This is a genomic window from Frigoribacterium faeni (assembly GCF_007988805.1).
Classification (GTDB): Bacteria; Actinomycetota; Actinomycetes; order Actinomycetales; family Microbacteriaceae; genus Frigoribacterium; species Frigoribacterium faeni.
On record NZ_BJUV01000007.1, the window covers coordinates 80,571 to 94,962 of the forward strand.

The window sequence follows — 14,392 nt, forward strand, 5'->3', positions numbered from 1 at the left end:
GATCGACCCAGCGCCCTGATCCGAGGGCGCTGGGAGGGCGAGAGCATGAGCATCAAGGTCGTCGTCGTCGGTCAGGGCTACGTGGGCCTGCCCCTGGCGATGCGAGCGGTCGAGGTCGGGTACCGGGTCGTCGGGGTCGATCTCGACGTGCCCCGCGTCGAGGCGCTGCGGGCCGGCCGCTCGTACGTCGACGACGTCCCCGACGAGGTGCTGCGCCGGGCTCTCCTGTCGGGCCGGTATCTGGCCACGGCCGAGCACGACGACGCGAGCGACGGGTTCGACATCGCGGTCGTCACCGTCCCCACGCCTCTGCGAGAGGGCCTGCCCGATCTGTCGTTCGTCGAGAGCGCGGCGCGTTCCCTCGCCGGGCGACTCCGTCCGGGTGCTCTCGTCGTCCTGGAGTCGACGACCTACCCGGGCACCACCGACGACCTCCTCGTCCCCCTGCTCGAGCAGGGGTCCGGGCTCCAGGCGGGCGCGGACTTCCACGTCGGGTACAGCCCGGAACGGATCGATCCGGGCAACCGCCGCTGGGGGTTCGTCGAGACGCCCAAGGTCGTCTCGGGCATCGACGAGGGCTCCCTGGCCGCGGTCACGGCGTTCTACGACGACCTCGTCCTCCGGACGGTCCCGGTGTCGGGCACCCGTGAGGCCGAGCTCACCAAGCTGCTGGAGAACACCTTCCGCCACGTCAACGTCGCCCTGGTCAACGAGCTGGCGGTGTTCGCCCATCGACTCGGGGTCGACGTCTGGGAGGCCATCGACGCCGCGTCCACGAAGCCGTTCGGCTTCATGCGCTTCACCCCGGGGCCCGGCGTGGGTGGCCACTGCCTGCCGATCGACCCGAGCTACCTCTCGTGGCAGGTGAGGCGCGAACTCGGCGAACCGTTCCGGTTCGTCGATCTGGCGAACGACGTCAACGAGCACATGCCCGACCACGTCGTCGACCGGGTCCAGGCGATGCTGAACGACTGCTCCCGCTCGGTGCGCGGGTCGCGCGTGCTGCTCGTCGGTCTCGCGTACAAGAAGAACACCGGCGACGTCCGCGAGGCGCCGGCTCTCCGGATCGCCGAGCTCCTGCTCCGTCGCGGGGCGGTCGTCGTGGCGGTCGACGAGCACGTGTCGGAGCGCGACTGGCCGCAGGGGATCCGCCGGGTCGACCTGAGCGCGACCGTGGTCGCCGACGTCGACGCCGCCGTCGTCGTCACCGACCACGACGGGCTCGACCTGGCGGTGCTCGACGGCGTGCCGACGTTCGACACCCGTCACGTGCTGACGGGCGACCACGTCGTCGTCCTCTGACCTGCAGCGTGAGAGTCCTCTACTACGGCGTCCACGACGCCGCCTACCCGCGCAACACCCGCATCCGCGCCTACCTCGTGGAGCGCCTCGGGGCCCGGGTCGAGGTCGTCGCCCGCCGTCGCACCGGGTCGAGGGTGCGACGGGCGGCCGCCGACCTCCGCGGCCTCTGGCTCGGCTCGCGCGGCGTCGACGTCGTCGTCCTGGCCGAGATGAGGGTGAGCCATGCTCCGCTGGGGTGGCTGGTCTCCCGGCTCCGGGGCGCCCGCTTCGTCGTCGATCGGCTCGTCGGCCTGCACGAGACGGCGGTCGTCGACTGGCGGTCCGTCGCCCCCCGCTCGCCCGCCGCCCTGCGCCTCCTCGTGCTCGACCGGCTCGCCCTGCGGCTGGCCGACCTCGTCCTGATCGACACCGAGATGCGGGCGGACGAGCTCCGACGGGTGTCGCGGGCGGCGCCCGTCGTGGCGCTGCCGGTCGGCGCGCCCCGCTGGGCTCGCGATCGACCCCCGGCCCCGCCGAGCGAGACGCTCCGCGTCCTCTACTACGGCAACTACATCCCGCTCCACGGCACCGAGCTCGTCCTCGAGGCGCTGGCTCTCGTCCTGCCCCGCCGAGCCGTCCGGCTCACGCTCATCGGCGGCGGACCGCGCCGCGACGGGATCGAGCGCCTCGTCGATCGTCTCGGTCTCGGAGCCGCCTGCCGGTTCGTCGACGCGGTCCCCGAGAGCGCGCTCGTCGACGCGATCGGCGCCAACGACGTCGTCCTCGGCGTGTTCGGCGACTCCGCCAAGGCTCGGTCCGTCGTCGCGAACAAGGTCTGGCAGGGGCTCGCCTGCGGCCGGACGGTCGTGACGCAGCGCAGCCCCGCCCTGGCCGAGCTGCAGGTCGTCGCCGGGTCGCTCCTGGTGCAGACCGAGCCGGGCGACGCCCACGCCCTGGCCGGCGCCCTCGTCGGCGTCGTGCCCCGCACCATCCGGGCGGACCTCGTCGCGCCCGCCCTCGACGAGCTCGTCGACAGGGGCTTCGCCGGTCTCGAGGCGCACCTGCGCGGGCCGGGCCGCTCGTCGTGACGCGCCTCCTGGGCCAGCTGGGCACCCTCCTGCTCTACGGCGCCTCGCCCGTCGTCGCCGCGCTCGCACCGCTCGCCGTCGTGCCGGCGGTGACGGGCCGGTACGGCGCCGCCGGATGGGCCGCGTGCGCCGTGGCGCTATCGATCGGCGCGGCGACCGCCGTCGTCGCCGAGCTCGGCTGGGTCGTCGTCGGGCCGCAGCGCGTGTCGCGCGACCCCGGGCGCTACGTCGACGTGCACCACGAGGCGCTGGCCTCGCGGCTCGCGGCCCTCGCCGTGCTGGCGCCCGTCGCGGTCGTCGCCGTGGCGCTCCTGGTCGACGAGCACCGGGCGGCGGCGATCCTGCTGACCGTCGGCGTCGCGGCCGGGTCGCTCAGCCCGACCTGGCTCTTCGTCGGACTCGGGCGACCGCTCCTGACGCTGGTCTGCGAGGCGCTGCCGCGCGTCGTCTTCGCGGTGGGGGCGGCCGGGGTCATCGCCCTCGGCGGGCCGCTCGAGGCGTACGGCGCGGCGACGATCGCGGCGACCATCGCCACGGCGATCGCGACCTCGCGGGCCGTGGCCGTCGTCGCCTGGCCGCGGCGCGACCGCCTCGCCGCGGTGCCCTCGATCGTCCGGGCCCAGCTGGTCGTCACCGCGGGGCGCGGGGTCACGGCGCTGTACAAGTCGCTGCCCGCCGCCCTGCTCCAGTCGGTCGCACCCGGCTCGGTCGCCTCCTTCGGCGCCGTCGACCGGCTCACCCGGTCGGGGCTCGCCGTGGCGGCGGTGCTCCCGCAGCGGCTGCAGGTCTGGGTGGGGGTGCCCGACGCGACGCAGGCGGTTCGGCGCACGACGGTGTCGCTGCTGCTCAACACGGCCCTCGGCGTCCTCGCGGCGGGGGTCGTGCTGGTCGGGCTGCCGCCCGTCGTCGACGTCCTCTTCACCGGCGTCGTCGAGGCCGAGCCCTCGTCGATCCGCGCGGCCGCCGTCCTGGTCCTCCTCACCTGCGTCTCGCGGGGTCTCGGGCTGGCCCTCGTGACGCTGGGCCGGGTCCGCCGGACGACGACGGCGGCTCTCGCCGCCGCCCTCGTCGGCGTGCCCGGGGTGCTGTGCGGCGGGGCGCTCGGCGGCGCCACCGGCGCCCTCGCCGCCCTCGCCGCGGCCGAGGCGGTGGGGGCGGTGACGCAGGCCCTCGTCGTGGTGCCGTCGCTCGTCCGCCGGCACCGCGCCTCCTCGGGGGCCGGGTCATGACCGCCCTGTCGCTCGTCGGCGCGCTCGTCGCCGGATGCGCCGTGGTCGTCGGGGCCCTGCTCGTACCGGGGCCCGCCCGACGCGGGGCGACGCTCGTCGTGGTGGCGGCCATGCTGGTGGGCACCGCCTCGACCGCGGCTCCCGAGTCGGTCCGCTCGGGTGCGATCTACGGCGCGATCGCTCTCCTGGCGCTCGCCGCCCTCGGACCCGGGCCGGTGATCGGGCGCCGCGGATGGACGATCGTCGGGCTGACGGCGGTCTCGTTCGGCGTCGCCGCCGTCACGACGACGATCGGCTATCCCGACGCCCTGGGACTGACCCTGCGCGTCGGGGCGCTCTCGGTCGGAGCGACCTGGTGCGTGCTGCGCTCGACCGCGACCGATCTCCTCGTGCTCGGGTGGGGCGTGGTCGCGCTGGCCCTCGTCGAGGTCGCTCTCGGACTCGTCGAGTTCGTCGTGGGGCTCCCCGTGCCGTGGGGCCTGTCCGCCCGCAAGCTCGACTCGTACGTCCTGGTCAACACGCTCCTGCCCGGCGACCTCGAGCGGGTGCAGGGCACCGTGGGGCACCCCATCACGTTCGGCGTCGTGCTCTGCGTGGCCTTCGTGATCGTCGTCGCCTCGGGTCGGGGGCTCCCGTCGCCCCTCCGCGCCGCGGTGGTCGTCGCGCTCGTCGTCGGCATGCTCCTGTCGGGCAGCCGCAGCATCGTGCTCGCGGCCGTGCTGGCGCTCGCCGTGCTCGTCGTCGTCGGCGCGCACGGGCGCGGCGTCGTGCGGGCCGGGGCCGCGGTGCTGGGCGCGACGGTCGCCGTCGTCGTGTTCGTCGACGAGGTCGGCGTCGCGTCGGACCGGTTCCTCTCGTCCGGATCGTACGAGAACCGGGCGGGCACCGTCGAGTCCGTCCCGCGCCTCCTCGGCCGTCCGCCGGGCGAGACGGTCTTCGGCAGCGGGGTGGGGACGGTCGAGCGGCTCTATCAGGAGGGCCTGTTCCCGCAGGACGGCTTCTGGGTGCTCGACAACCAGCTCGTCACGACGCTCGCGACCCAGGGGGTCGTCGGCGTGGTCCTGCTCGTGGCGGTGATCGGCGTCTCGATGACGAGCCGCGATCCGCTCGCCCGGTCGCTCACCGCCGTCTTCGTCGGCATGCTCGTCACCTTCGACTACGTGTTCTGGCCGTCGATGACGGTCCTCGCGGCGGGTGCGGCCGGTCTCGCCGGCAGGTCCGCCGTCGACCCCGCCCGCCACCGGATCGGAGGATCCCCGTGACCCCGCACGACCACCCCGCGCCCACGTCGACCGACGAGAGCGCGGCGCCCGCCGCCCCGGGCCGACGGCTCCGCGTCGCGGTGATCGGCACCCGCGGGTACCCGAGCTTCTACGGCGGATTCGAGACGGCCGTCCGTCGGCTGGCCCCTGCGCTCGCCGACGCCGGGTGGGAGGTCACCGTCTACGGGCGAGCGGGGGGCTCGGCCGACGACGCCGTCCGCTCGACCGGCCCCGCCTCGCCCCACGGGACCGGTGGCCGCGACGGCCGTGATCCGCGCATCGTGCGACGCGTGACCCGCGGGCTCGAGACCCGGTCGCTCAGCACGCTGACCCACGGGCTGACCGCGGTCGTCGACGCCGCCTGGCGGAGGCCCGACGTGGTGCTCGTGATGAACTGCGCGAACGGCTTCTGGCTCCCCCTCCTGCGGGTGCGGGGCATCCCGACCCTGGTCAACGTCGACGGCATCGAGTGGGAGCGGGCGAAATGGGGTCGCCTCGCCCGCCTGATCTTCCGGCTCGGGGCGGTAGCGACCGCTCGTTGGGCCGACCGCATCGTCTGCGATGCGCGCGAGATCGCCCGCCGGTGGCGCGACGACTTCGGCGTCGACGGCGTCTTCGTGCCGTACGGGGCCGACGAGCCGCTCGCCGACCCGGTCGAGTCCGGGCTCGAGGCCGGCCGATACGCCCTGCTGGTCGCCCGGTTCGTCCCCGAGAACACGGTCGACGAGTTCATCGAGGCCGCCGAGCGGATCGCCGAACGCCACGACGTCGTGTTCGTCGGGTCGAGCGGGTACGGCGGCGCGCTCGATCGCCGTGTCGCCGAGCTCGCGGAGCACTCCCCGCGGGTGCGGCACCTGGGGCACCTGCGCGACGACCGCCGCCTCCACGCCCTGTGGCGGAACGCGGGCGCGTACTTCCACGGGCACAGCGTCGGCGGCACGAATCCGGCCCTCGTGCAGGCCATGATGTGCGGTGCCCCGGTCGTCGCCCGCGACACCGTCTACAACCGGGAGGTGCTCGGCGACGCCGCCGTCTTCGTCCCGCCGGAGCCCGGGGCCATCGCCGCCGGCGTCCTGACCGTCCTCGACGACGCCGGGCTGGCGCGCCGGATCGGCGACACCGCCCGGAGGCGCGCTCGCGAGCGCTACGGCTGGCGTCAGGTGTGCTCCGCCTACGAGACCGAGCTCCGCCGCCTCGTCGAGGGCTCGGGTCGGACCCGCCGAGCGCGTCGCTGACTCCGCCGCGCTCCCCGGGATCGGCGCATGCCGAGGAGGCGCGGGTCGGCCGGGCGCGCGACCCGCGCGGACTCAGACGCCCGCGGTGGATCCGGCGGGCTCGCCGCGGTCGTCCGTCGGTGCGGTCTGCACAGCCGTGCCGTACCCGTAGCCGTAGGCCTGCGCCCCGCCCGTGGGGAGCATCGTGGCGATGACGCCGAACGACGTGGCGTCGAGGGACCGCAGGGTGTCGAGCGCGGCGGCGAGCTGACCGCGGGTGCTGCGGCCCACGGCGGTGACGACGATCGCGCCGTCGGCGAGGCGGCTCAGCACGGCGGCGTCGGTGACGGGCAGCAGTGGCGGGGCGTCGAGGAGGACGTGATCGAAGCGCCGTCCGAGCTCGGCCAGCAGGTCGGCCATCCGGTTGCTGCCGAGCAGCTCGCTCGGGTTGGGCGGGAGCGTGCCCGCGGGGAGCACGGAGAGGCCGCCGGAGCCCCAGTGCTGCAGGACGTCGTCGAGGTCGGCTCGTCCGAGCAGCACGTCGGTGACTCCGACGGCGCCCTCGAGCGCCATGACGTCGGCGAGGCGGGGCAGACGCAGGTCGGTGTCGACGACCACGACGCGGGAGCCGGCCTCGCTGAGGGCGATGGCGAGGTTGGCGACCGTCGTGGTCTTCCCCTCGGCCGGGAGCGCCGAGGTGACGACGAGGCAGCCGGCCCTCCGGTCGAGGCCGATGAACTGCACGCTGGTGCGCAGCGAGCGGAACGACTCCGCGTGCGGGCTGCGCGGGTCGGCGGCGACCACGAGCGGGCGCCGGTCGGCGTCGCGGTCGAAGCCCAGCGTGCCGAGGACGGGACCGCCGATGACGGTCTCGACGTCGGCCCGTGTGCGGATCCGCGTGTCGAGTCGGGCGCGCAGCGTCGCGGCCGTCACGCCGAGGGAGAGGCCCCCGAGGCCGCCGAGCAGCAGATGGGGCACGAGCTCGGGCGACGACGGGCTCGTCGCGACGACCGGTGGCGCCAGGGTCTCGACGCCGACGAGGCTCGTCCCGCCCGGGGCGGGGAGCTCGAGCTGCTCGACGACGACCGTGCGGAAGCTCTCGGCGACCGCGCCGGCCAGTCGAGCTGCCCGGGCGGGGTCGGGATCGACGGCCTCGATACGCAGATTGACCGTGTTCGCGGGGTTCTCGGCGGTGATCTGCGCGGTCACGGCGGCGAGGTCCGTGCCGTCGTCGAGTCCGTCGACCACCGGCTGCAGCACGCGAGGACTCGTCACCACGCCGAGATACGACTGGACCTTCTGCTGCGCGGCGGCGTTCCCCTGGACGAGCTCGCCCGCCGTGGTCGTCATCGCCGGGCGGACCGACACGAACAGCAGGGCGGACGAGGTGTACCGCGGGGTCGTGATCGCGACGACGAGGGCTCCGAGCGCGAGACCGACGAGCGTCACGCAGACGACGAGGAGGGCGGAGCGGCGCAGGGCGCCGAGGAAGGCGGGGAGTGTCATGGAACGGCCGTCGGTTCGGAGGGGCGGGTGGTCGGGCGGAGGGAGTCGAGACGGTCGAGCGCGGCGTCGAGCGAGCGCGGCGTGGTCAGTGCCGAGGCCGTGTCGTGCACGTGATCCGAGACCCGGCGTCGGAGGTCGGCGTCGCCTCGCAGATCGCGGACGGCGGCGTCCCAGGCGGCGTGGTCGCCGAGGGGGAGGACGAAGCGCCGGTGGAGCTCGGCATCCGTGAAGAGCGAACCCGCCACGCCCGTGCCCTCGCTGAGGATCACGGGCACGCCCGCCGTGGCGGCCTCGACCGGGCTCCGCCCGAAGGCGTCGCGCCGGGAGGTGGTGAGGGCGACCGAGGCGTCGTGCCAGAGCCGGTCGGGAGCGACCCAGCCGGCCCACTCGAGGCCCGTCGGGGCGTCGGCGCGGAGCTCGTCCTCGAGCGGGCCGCTGCCGTGCAGACGGGCCGGGCCGCCGACCCGCCGCACGAGGTCGACGAACTCGCGGGCTCCCTTCTCGATGGAGAGACGGCCGGCCCAGACGAGGGGCCCGTCGCCGCGCTCGCCACGGCTCGTGCGGGGCAGACCGGGGACGCCCGCCGGGACCAGGGCGGCCTGCCGGGCCGCCGACACCTGGTCGACCAGCAGGGGGGACGTCGCCCAGACGTCGTCGAGCCCGCGCAGCGCCCGTGATTCGAGCCGGCGGAGCAGGGACGTGCGGAGTCCGCCCTGCTCGCCGGCGGCCGGCCACGGCAGCCCTCTGATCCAGGCCACGCGGAGGCGGTCGGCGAGCCCGCGGGACGACGCGACGATCATGTCGCTCTGCGGGACGAGGGAGACGATGACGTCGGCCGATCGGACGCCGCGGTCGGCGTGGACCACGCGGCGGATGTCGCGCAGGACGTCGAGTCCGTGGCGATCGAGGACGACCTCGGCCACGCCGGGGGCGCGCAGGGCGGGCCCGGCGGCCTCGGGCCGCACGCCGAGGAGGGCCGTCCAGGGCAGGCCGCGCGACCGCGCCTCGGCGACGAGGTCGTGAGCCGACCGGTAGATGCCGCTCCGGGCGGCGAGGGGAGCGGCGACCAGCGCGACCCTCACGGGGTCGTCCGACCGGCGCCGACGGGGGTGCGCGCCGCAGCGCCGACGGGGGCGCCCGCCGGAGCGCCGACGAGGTGGCCGGCGGACGCGCCGGTCTCGACGCCGAGCAGGTCGAGGAGGGTGAGCGACTTCGGTCGCCAGGTGGCGGCGGCGGGCAGGGGCGACGGTCGGCGTCCGACACGAGGCCCCGAGCGACGCCATCGGCCCAGCAGGTCGGCGTGCCGGTCGAGCGGGAGGACGTGCACCTCGTCGAGCCCCCGACAGTCCGAGCCGTCCACCGGGGTCGTGAGCACCGGCAGCGCGGCCGCGCGGTACTCGTACGTCTTGATGATGTCCCCGCCCACCTCGCCGCCGGCGAGGCCGCCGCGACCCGAGGTGCCGACACGGTGCGGGACCCAGCCGACGTCGAACGACCGGAGCAGCGCGGGGACGTCATCGTAATGCACGTCGCCGAGCAGCGAGACGTTGGGCAGCGCGTCGAGGGGGCGTCGGAAGCCCGGGTCGAGCACGGGCCCCGCGAAGACGAACCGGACGTCGGGCTCGGCCCGGGCGCAGGCGGCGATGCCCTCGAGGTCGAGGCGTCGGCCGATCTTGCCGACGTAGCCGACCGTCAACGGCCCCGACGCGGCGCTCGTCGGGTCGAACCGCTCGGGGTCGCAGCCGTTCGGCAGCAGCGTCACGTCGTCGCGTCCGAATCGACGGGCGAGGGCGACGGTGCCCTCGCCGTTCGCCGTCACATGGTGCGCCGACGCGAAGGCGGCGGCGTAGGCGCGCTCGACGTCGGCGCGGATCCCGGCGAACGCGTGGTGCACGCTCCAGTCGTCGAGCAGATCGAGCACGGTCGTCCGCCCCGTGACGAACGGGTTGGCGTGCGGCAGCGCGAGCGCCGTGAAGGGGTTCCACACGACGGCGGGCACGTCGCGCCAGCCCTGGGGGAGTCGCGGGTAGGCGTCCGCCGAGCGAGGCCACCAGCGGCGTCGGTCCCGCGGATCGGGCAGTCGCCAGGTGATCGTGTCGACCGGGTGGGTGCCCGGGGCGACCCCCCTCGTCGTGTCGGCCGCGGCCCCACGGGGCGCCCGGCTGCGACGCACCGCGTGAGCGAGCCGCAGCACGGCCGGCTCGGGCCGCGACACGACGGCCACGCCGCCCCGGCCGCCCGTCAGCCGCCCCATCCACTCGATCAGGTGGGCGTCGCGGGTGCGGTAGCCCTCGGCCGTGAACTTGGCCTGGCCGTGCATCGGGTAGGCGACGACGGCGGGTCGTGGAGACGGTGTGATCGTGTGCATCACGACAGTTTTGTTTACCGACATGTGGAACGTCAAGACGAGATGCACGCGAAGGAGGCGCGGGTCGGGACGAACCCGACCCGCGCCTCCCGGGGTCATGCCGCCCCGCAGGGCCCGGCGTCAGCCGATCAGCGACGGACGCAGGTCGCGCAGGGTGCGCCTCCTCGTCATGCGCGCGGCGGCCAGGTACGACACGAGGAGCGCGCCCAGCAGCCAGCAGGCGAGGACCCCCGCGTCGCCCCCCGCCGTCGCGAGGCTGCCGCCGTACATCAGCTGGCGGAGGCCGTCGGTGGCGTAGCTCATCGGCAGTGCGAAGTGCAGGGCGGCCAGCGGGGCGGGCAGCGTCTGCCACGGGAACGTGCCGCCGGCGGTGACCAGCTGCACGACCATCAGCACCAGCCCGAGGAACTGCCCGACGCTGCCGAGCAGCACGTTGAGCGTCATGATGATCGCGGCGAAGGTGACCGAGGCCAGGGCCATCAGGCCGACCATGCCCCACGGATGCGCCACGTCGAAGCCGAGCGGCCCGGTGACGATCGCGAACAGGGCGACCATCTGCACCACGCCCAGCAGGGCGGGGGCGAGCCAGCCCGCGGTGACGATCCGGCCCGGCGCCTTGACCGCGGTGATGGCGCGCTTCGACAGCGGCTTGACGATCAGGAAGAGCGCGTAGATGCCGATCCAGGCGGCCAGGCTGATGAAGAACGGGGCGAGCCCGGCGCCGTAGGTCCCCGCGCTCGTGAGGGCGTCGTCCGAGACGGCGACCGGGTCGGAGATCGCCGAGGCCTGGTCGTCGCGGCTCTGCTCGGTGCTCGCCGGGATCTGCGCCAGACCGTTCTGCAGGCCGTCGCTCAGGGTGGTGCTGCCGTCTCGCAGCTGGACGAGGCCGTCGTGCAGCGAGGTGGTGCCGTCGCTCAGCGTGCCGAGACCGGTGGCGAGGGTGCCCGCTCCGCCGGCGAGGGTGCCGAGTCCGTCGTCGAGCGTGGTCGCCCCCGAGCTCAGGGTGTCGAGGCCGGTGGCGAGATCGGAGGCTCCGGAGGCGGCGCTCGCGGCCCCCGAGGACAGCTGCGTCGATCCGTCGGCCGCGTCGGAGATCCCGGCCGTGAGCGCCGGGGTCTGCGATGCGAGCGCGGCCGTGCCGGCGGACACCTGGTCGGCGCCCGCGGCGAGCCGGCCCACCGAGCCGTTCAGCGTCTGCAGCTGCGTGTTCGCGTCCGTGAGGCGGGTGGTGAGGTCGTCGGTGACCGGCGCGAAGGTCGCCGCGATCGCCGCGATCTGGTCGGCGTCGTAGCCCTGCGCGGCCAGGGCCGCGGCGATGTCGGCCCGGGCCTGCTCCTGCGCGGCGGGCAGGGCGTCGGCGGCGGCCTGGCTGTCGGCGGCCACGCCCGAGACGGTCGTCGCGAGCTGGTCGTTGCCCGCCGCGACCTGCGCGGCGCCGTCGGCGAGGGTCTGCGTCTGCTGCGGCAGATCGGCGGTGCTCGAGCGCAGCTGCTGGAGTCCCGCGTCGAGGGCGGCGGCGCCCGTGCTGAGGGAGGCGGTCCCGTCGGCCAGGGTGTGCGCGCCGGTGGCGGCGCTCGCGGCGCCCGCGGCCAGTCGGTCGGCCCCGGCCTTCGCGTCGGACGCCCCGGAGGCGAGCCGGTCGGCGCCCGACTCCGCGTCCTCGGCGCCGGCCACGAGCTGGTCCGCACCGCCGACCGAGGTGCCGAGCCCGTCGTTCAGCTGCGCCGCGCCGTCGGCGGCGTCGCCCAGGTTCGTGCGGATGTCCGAGAGACCGACGAGGAGCTGCGTGGCGGCCTCCTTGCCGACCCGCTCGGTGACCGAGGCGCGGATGGTCTTCGCGGCCTGCTCGGCGATCGTGGTCGAGAGGTAGCTGTTGGTGTCGTTCGTGGCGAGCACGATCTGCGCCCGTTGCGGGTCGTCTCCCGACGCCGAGGCGAGGTCGGCGCTGAAGTCCGTGGGGATGGTGAACGTGAAGTCGTAGGTCCCGTCCTCGAGGCCGGCCCGCGCCTCCTCGGCGGTCGCCTGGTGCCAGTCGAAGTCGCCCCCGTCGAGCACCTCGTTCTCGACGTCGTCGCCGTAGTTCACCGCCGCGCCGTCGACCTCGCTGCCGGCATCGGCGTTCACCAGCGCGGCCGGGACCTGGTCGAGCTTCGCGTAGGGGTCCTGGTTGGCCCAGAGGTAGAGGCCGCCGTAGAGCAGGGGCACCGTCATCAGCGCGACGAGCGCGAGACGGGCGAGCCCGGTCGACGTGAGTCGCTGCAGCTCGGAACGGACGAGGGTGACGATCTTCACGAGCGGTCGCTTTCGGGTGTCGAAGGAGCGACGGCGGCGGTGGCGTCGGGGGTGTCGGTGTCGGGACCGGCGGGGTCGCCGACGGAGAGGATCGGTTCGGGTTCGGGTTCGGGTTCGACCTTGGGCTCGGGCTCGGGCAGCGGTTCCGCAGCCGAGGTGGCCAGGGCCAGGGCCGCGTAGCTGGTGACGACCAGGACGGTGTAGTCGCGGGCGACGAGGTCGTGCACCACGGCGAGCCAGGCCGCGACGTCGCCGCCGTGGCGTTCGGGCGTGGTGAGCACGATCCCGCGCACCTCGGGGCGGAGCACCGCGAGCTCGCAGAGCAGGCGCACCCGGAGGTCGGTGGGCAGCGCGTGCAGGCGGGTGCGGCGGTGCTCGTCGAGGCCGATCGACCCGAGGAGGTCGGCGATCGACGCCCGGTCGCTGCGGAGCCCGGCCAGCACGAGCTCCTCGCGAGCGACCTGCGTCACGGTGAGCGAGCCGAACGGTTCGGCGACGCCGGGGGTGTCGACCAGGGCGAAGGAGGCGCGGATCGCGGCGGCGTCGTCCCTCCCGTCGATCAGGACCCGGCCGTGATCGGCGGCCATCCGGCCCCCGGCGACGAGGCTCGCCACGGTGGGCGCGTTCTCGGTCTCGACGGCGACGAAGCCCGGTTCGCCCTGATCGGCGCTCACGGTGATCGGCGGCAGGTCGGCCCCGGGGCCCTCGCCGATGGCGACGTCGTGCAGGTCGATTCTCATGCGGGGGTCTCTGTCTCTGCGTCGGTGCGGGTGCTGGTTCTGGTGCCGGTTTCGCCGCCGTCCGTCGATGCGGCGTGCGGGCCGGCGTCGACGGCGAGCTCGGGGCTCCGGCGGACGAGCTCGTCCGCCTCGCGCCAGCCGAGGCCCACCATCGCCAGGACGGCGAGCATGACCAGCCGATGCCCCTCGTCGCGACCGAGGTCGCGGGCGGTCGCCTCGTCGAGCACGGAGAGGGCGGCCCCCTCGACCAGGTGCGAGAGTGTGACGACGTCGATGTCCGAGCGCATCCGGCCCTCGTCGACACCGCGCTGGACGGTCTCGCGCACGAAGGCCCGAAGCGGGGCGAGCGCGTCGCCGACGACGTGCATCAGAGGGCCGCGGACCGTGAGCTGGGCCATCACGCGGACGTGCTCGACCTCGACCCAGAGACGGGCCCCGAGCGCGGCGAGCTGCACGGCGGGATCCTCGCTGCGCGGGGGGAGCGCGGCCGCGCCGACGCGGGCGGCGCCGCGCAGCGTGACCTCGCGCACGAGGTCGTCACGGGTCGCGAAGTGGCCGTAGACGCTGCGGCGGGACAGCCCCGCCTCGGCGGCGATGGCCTCGAGGGGCACGGTCGGATCGGTGTTCAGGAGGCGCACCGCGGCCGCCATCAGCGCCTCGCGGTTGGCGGCGGCGTCGCGTCGGGGCGCTCGCGTGCGGGGGGAGGTCGTGGTCACCCACCGATCCTACGATCTTGCACACGTCTGTGCAAGATGCATGTACCCGATCAGCCGAAGGCGAGCGGGATGAACAGCAGGAACGGGACGACGACGGAGGCGATGGCGAGGATCACCAGACCCGCACCGGCCAGCAGCGCTGCGCCGAGGCCCACCGCGACGACCGCGTCCACGGTGTCGCGCCCCTGTCGCGGTGCGGGGGTGACGGTCGGGGGCTCGTCCCCGTCGCCCGAGCGGAAGAGCTGCCGGGCGTCCTGGAGGGCGTCGTCCGGCCGCTCGTCTCTGCGGGAGCCGTCGTCGGGGAGGGGGGTCACGGCGCGGGCTCGTCGTCGACCTGGACCTCGACGTGGTAGTCGCCGCCGCCGTCCGTGCTGATCGTCGCGACCGAGTCGTAGACGACGTCGTAGCCGGCCGTGTTGACGTCGCAGTGCACCTCGGCGCCGTCCTCGACGGCGATCGGGTCGTCGCCGCAGTCCACCTCGGGTGTGGCGTCGGAGACGGACGACAGGGCGTCGACGACCACGCGCTCGAAGGCGTCCGGGGTCACGGTGCGCGTCACGGAGGCGGACGCGGTGCATCCGGCGAGGGTGACGGCGAGGAGCAGCCCGACGCCGATGGAGTCGATGACGCGTCGTGGTCTCATGGTTCCCCCTGGTGAGTCGACGGGGCGCTCCCACCCGGGCGCCCTCCGGCGAC

At 75.0% G+C, this 14,392-nt stretch carries 13 protein-coding genes; 5 read left to right on the plus strand and 8 right to left on the minus strand.

The window, feature by feature from the left end:
• Nucleotides 1-45 precede the first annotated feature (45 nt).
• The 5 genes from FFA01_RS05055 to FFA01_RS16220 are packed head-to-tail and all read left to right on the plus strand — an operon-like array spanning nucleotide 46 to nucleotide 6,095.
• A complete protein-coding gene (locus FFA01_RS05055) occupies nucleotides 46-1,302 on the plus strand; it encodes a nucleotide sugar dehydrogenase (protein WP_146853627.1) in 1,257 nt (418 codons plus the stop codon).
• Nucleotides 1,303-1,310: 8 nt separating this feature from the next.
• Nucleotides 1,311-2,369: a glycosyltransferase gene (locus FFA01_RS05060; RefSeq protein ID WP_146853629.1), complete on the plus strand. Its 1,059-nt coding sequence runs from the start codon at nucleotides 1,311-1,313 to the stop codon at nucleotides 2,367-2,369.
• Nucleotides 2,366-3,598 carry a hypothetical protein gene (locus FFA01_RS05065; RefSeq protein WP_146853631.1) on the plus strand — a complete coding sequence of 411 codons (1,233 nt, stop codon included), beginning with the start codon at nucleotides 2,366-2,368 and terminating at the stop codon, nucleotides 3,596-3,598. The genes FFA01_RS05060 and FFA01_RS05065 overlap by 4 nt, the downstream gene beginning before the upstream one ends.
• Nucleotides 3,595-4,860, plus strand: coding sequence for a hypothetical protein (locus FFA01_RS16215; RefSeq protein ID WP_146853633.1), 1,266 nt, complete (start codon nucleotides 3,595-3,597; stop codon nucleotides 4,858-4,860). The genes FFA01_RS05065 and FFA01_RS16215 overlap by 4 nt, the downstream gene beginning before the upstream one ends.
• Nucleotides 4,857-6,095, plus strand: coding sequence for a glycosyltransferase (locus FFA01_RS16220; RefSeq protein WP_146853635.1), 1,239 nt, complete (start codon nucleotides 4,857-4,859; stop codon nucleotides 6,093-6,095). Before FFA01_RS16215 ends, FFA01_RS16220 begins: the two co-directional genes overlap by 4 nt.
• A 72-nt stretch (nucleotides 6,096-6,167) precedes the next feature.
• Here FFA01_RS16220 and FFA01_RS05080 read toward each other — a convergent pair whose 3' ends face one another.
• The 8 genes from FFA01_RS05080 to FFA01_RS05115 form a co-directional block, all read right to left on the minus strand.
• A complete protein-coding gene (locus tag FFA01_RS05080; protein ID WP_146853637.1) occupies nucleotides 6,168-7,580 on the minus strand; it encodes a tyrosine-protein kinase domain-containing protein in 1,413 nt (470 codons plus the stop codon).
• Nucleotides 7,577-8,662, minus strand: coding sequence for a glycosyltransferase family 4 protein (locus FFA01_RS05085; RefSeq protein ID WP_146853639.1), 1,086 nt, complete (start codon nucleotides 8,660-8,662; stop codon nucleotides 7,577-7,579). The genes FFA01_RS05080 and FFA01_RS05085 overlap by 4 nt, the downstream gene beginning before the upstream one ends.
• On the minus strand, nucleotides 8,659-9,948 hold the full coding sequence (locus FFA01_RS05090) for a glycosyltransferase family protein (RefSeq protein WP_182501173.1): 1,290 nt from the start codon (nucleotides 9,946-9,948) through the stop codon (nucleotides 8,659-8,661). The genes FFA01_RS05085 and FFA01_RS05090 overlap by 4 nt, the downstream gene beginning before the upstream one ends.
• Before the next feature lie 120 nt (nucleotides 9,949-10,068).
• Nucleotides 10,069-12,240 carry a YhgE/Pip domain-containing protein gene (locus FFA01_RS05095; protein WP_146853642.1) on the minus strand — a complete coding sequence of 724 codons (2,172 nt, stop codon included), beginning with the start codon at nucleotides 12,238-12,240 and terminating at the stop codon, nucleotides 10,069-10,071.
• Nucleotides 12,237-12,980, minus strand: a complete 744-nt coding sequence (locus FFA01_RS05100) for a hypothetical protein (RefSeq protein ID WP_146853644.1) — start codon at nucleotides 12,978-12,980, stop codon at nucleotides 12,237-12,239. Before FFA01_RS05100 ends, FFA01_RS05095 begins: the two co-directional genes overlap by 4 nt.
• Nucleotides 12,977-13,696, minus strand: a complete 720-nt coding sequence (locus FFA01_RS05105; protein ID WP_244289700.1) for a TetR/AcrR family transcriptional regulator — start codon at nucleotides 13,694-13,696, stop codon at nucleotides 12,977-12,979. Before FFA01_RS05105 ends, FFA01_RS05100 begins: the two co-directional genes overlap by 4 nt.
• Nucleotides 13,697-13,746: 50 nt before the next feature.
• The gene (locus FFA01_RS05110) at nucleotides 13,747-14,010 is read right to left on the minus strand and encodes a hypothetical protein (protein WP_146853646.1); all 264 of its coding nucleotides are present in this window, start codon (nucleotides 14,008-14,010) and stop codon (nucleotides 13,747-13,749) included.
• Nucleotides 14,007-14,339 carry a DUF4333 domain-containing protein gene (locus FFA01_RS05115; RefSeq protein ID WP_146853648.1) on the minus strand — a complete coding sequence of 111 codons (333 nt, stop codon included), beginning with the start codon at nucleotides 14,337-14,339 and terminating at the stop codon, nucleotides 14,007-14,009. Before FFA01_RS05115 ends, FFA01_RS05110 begins: the two co-directional genes overlap by 4 nt.
• Nucleotides 14,340-14,392: the final 53 nt, after the last annotated feature.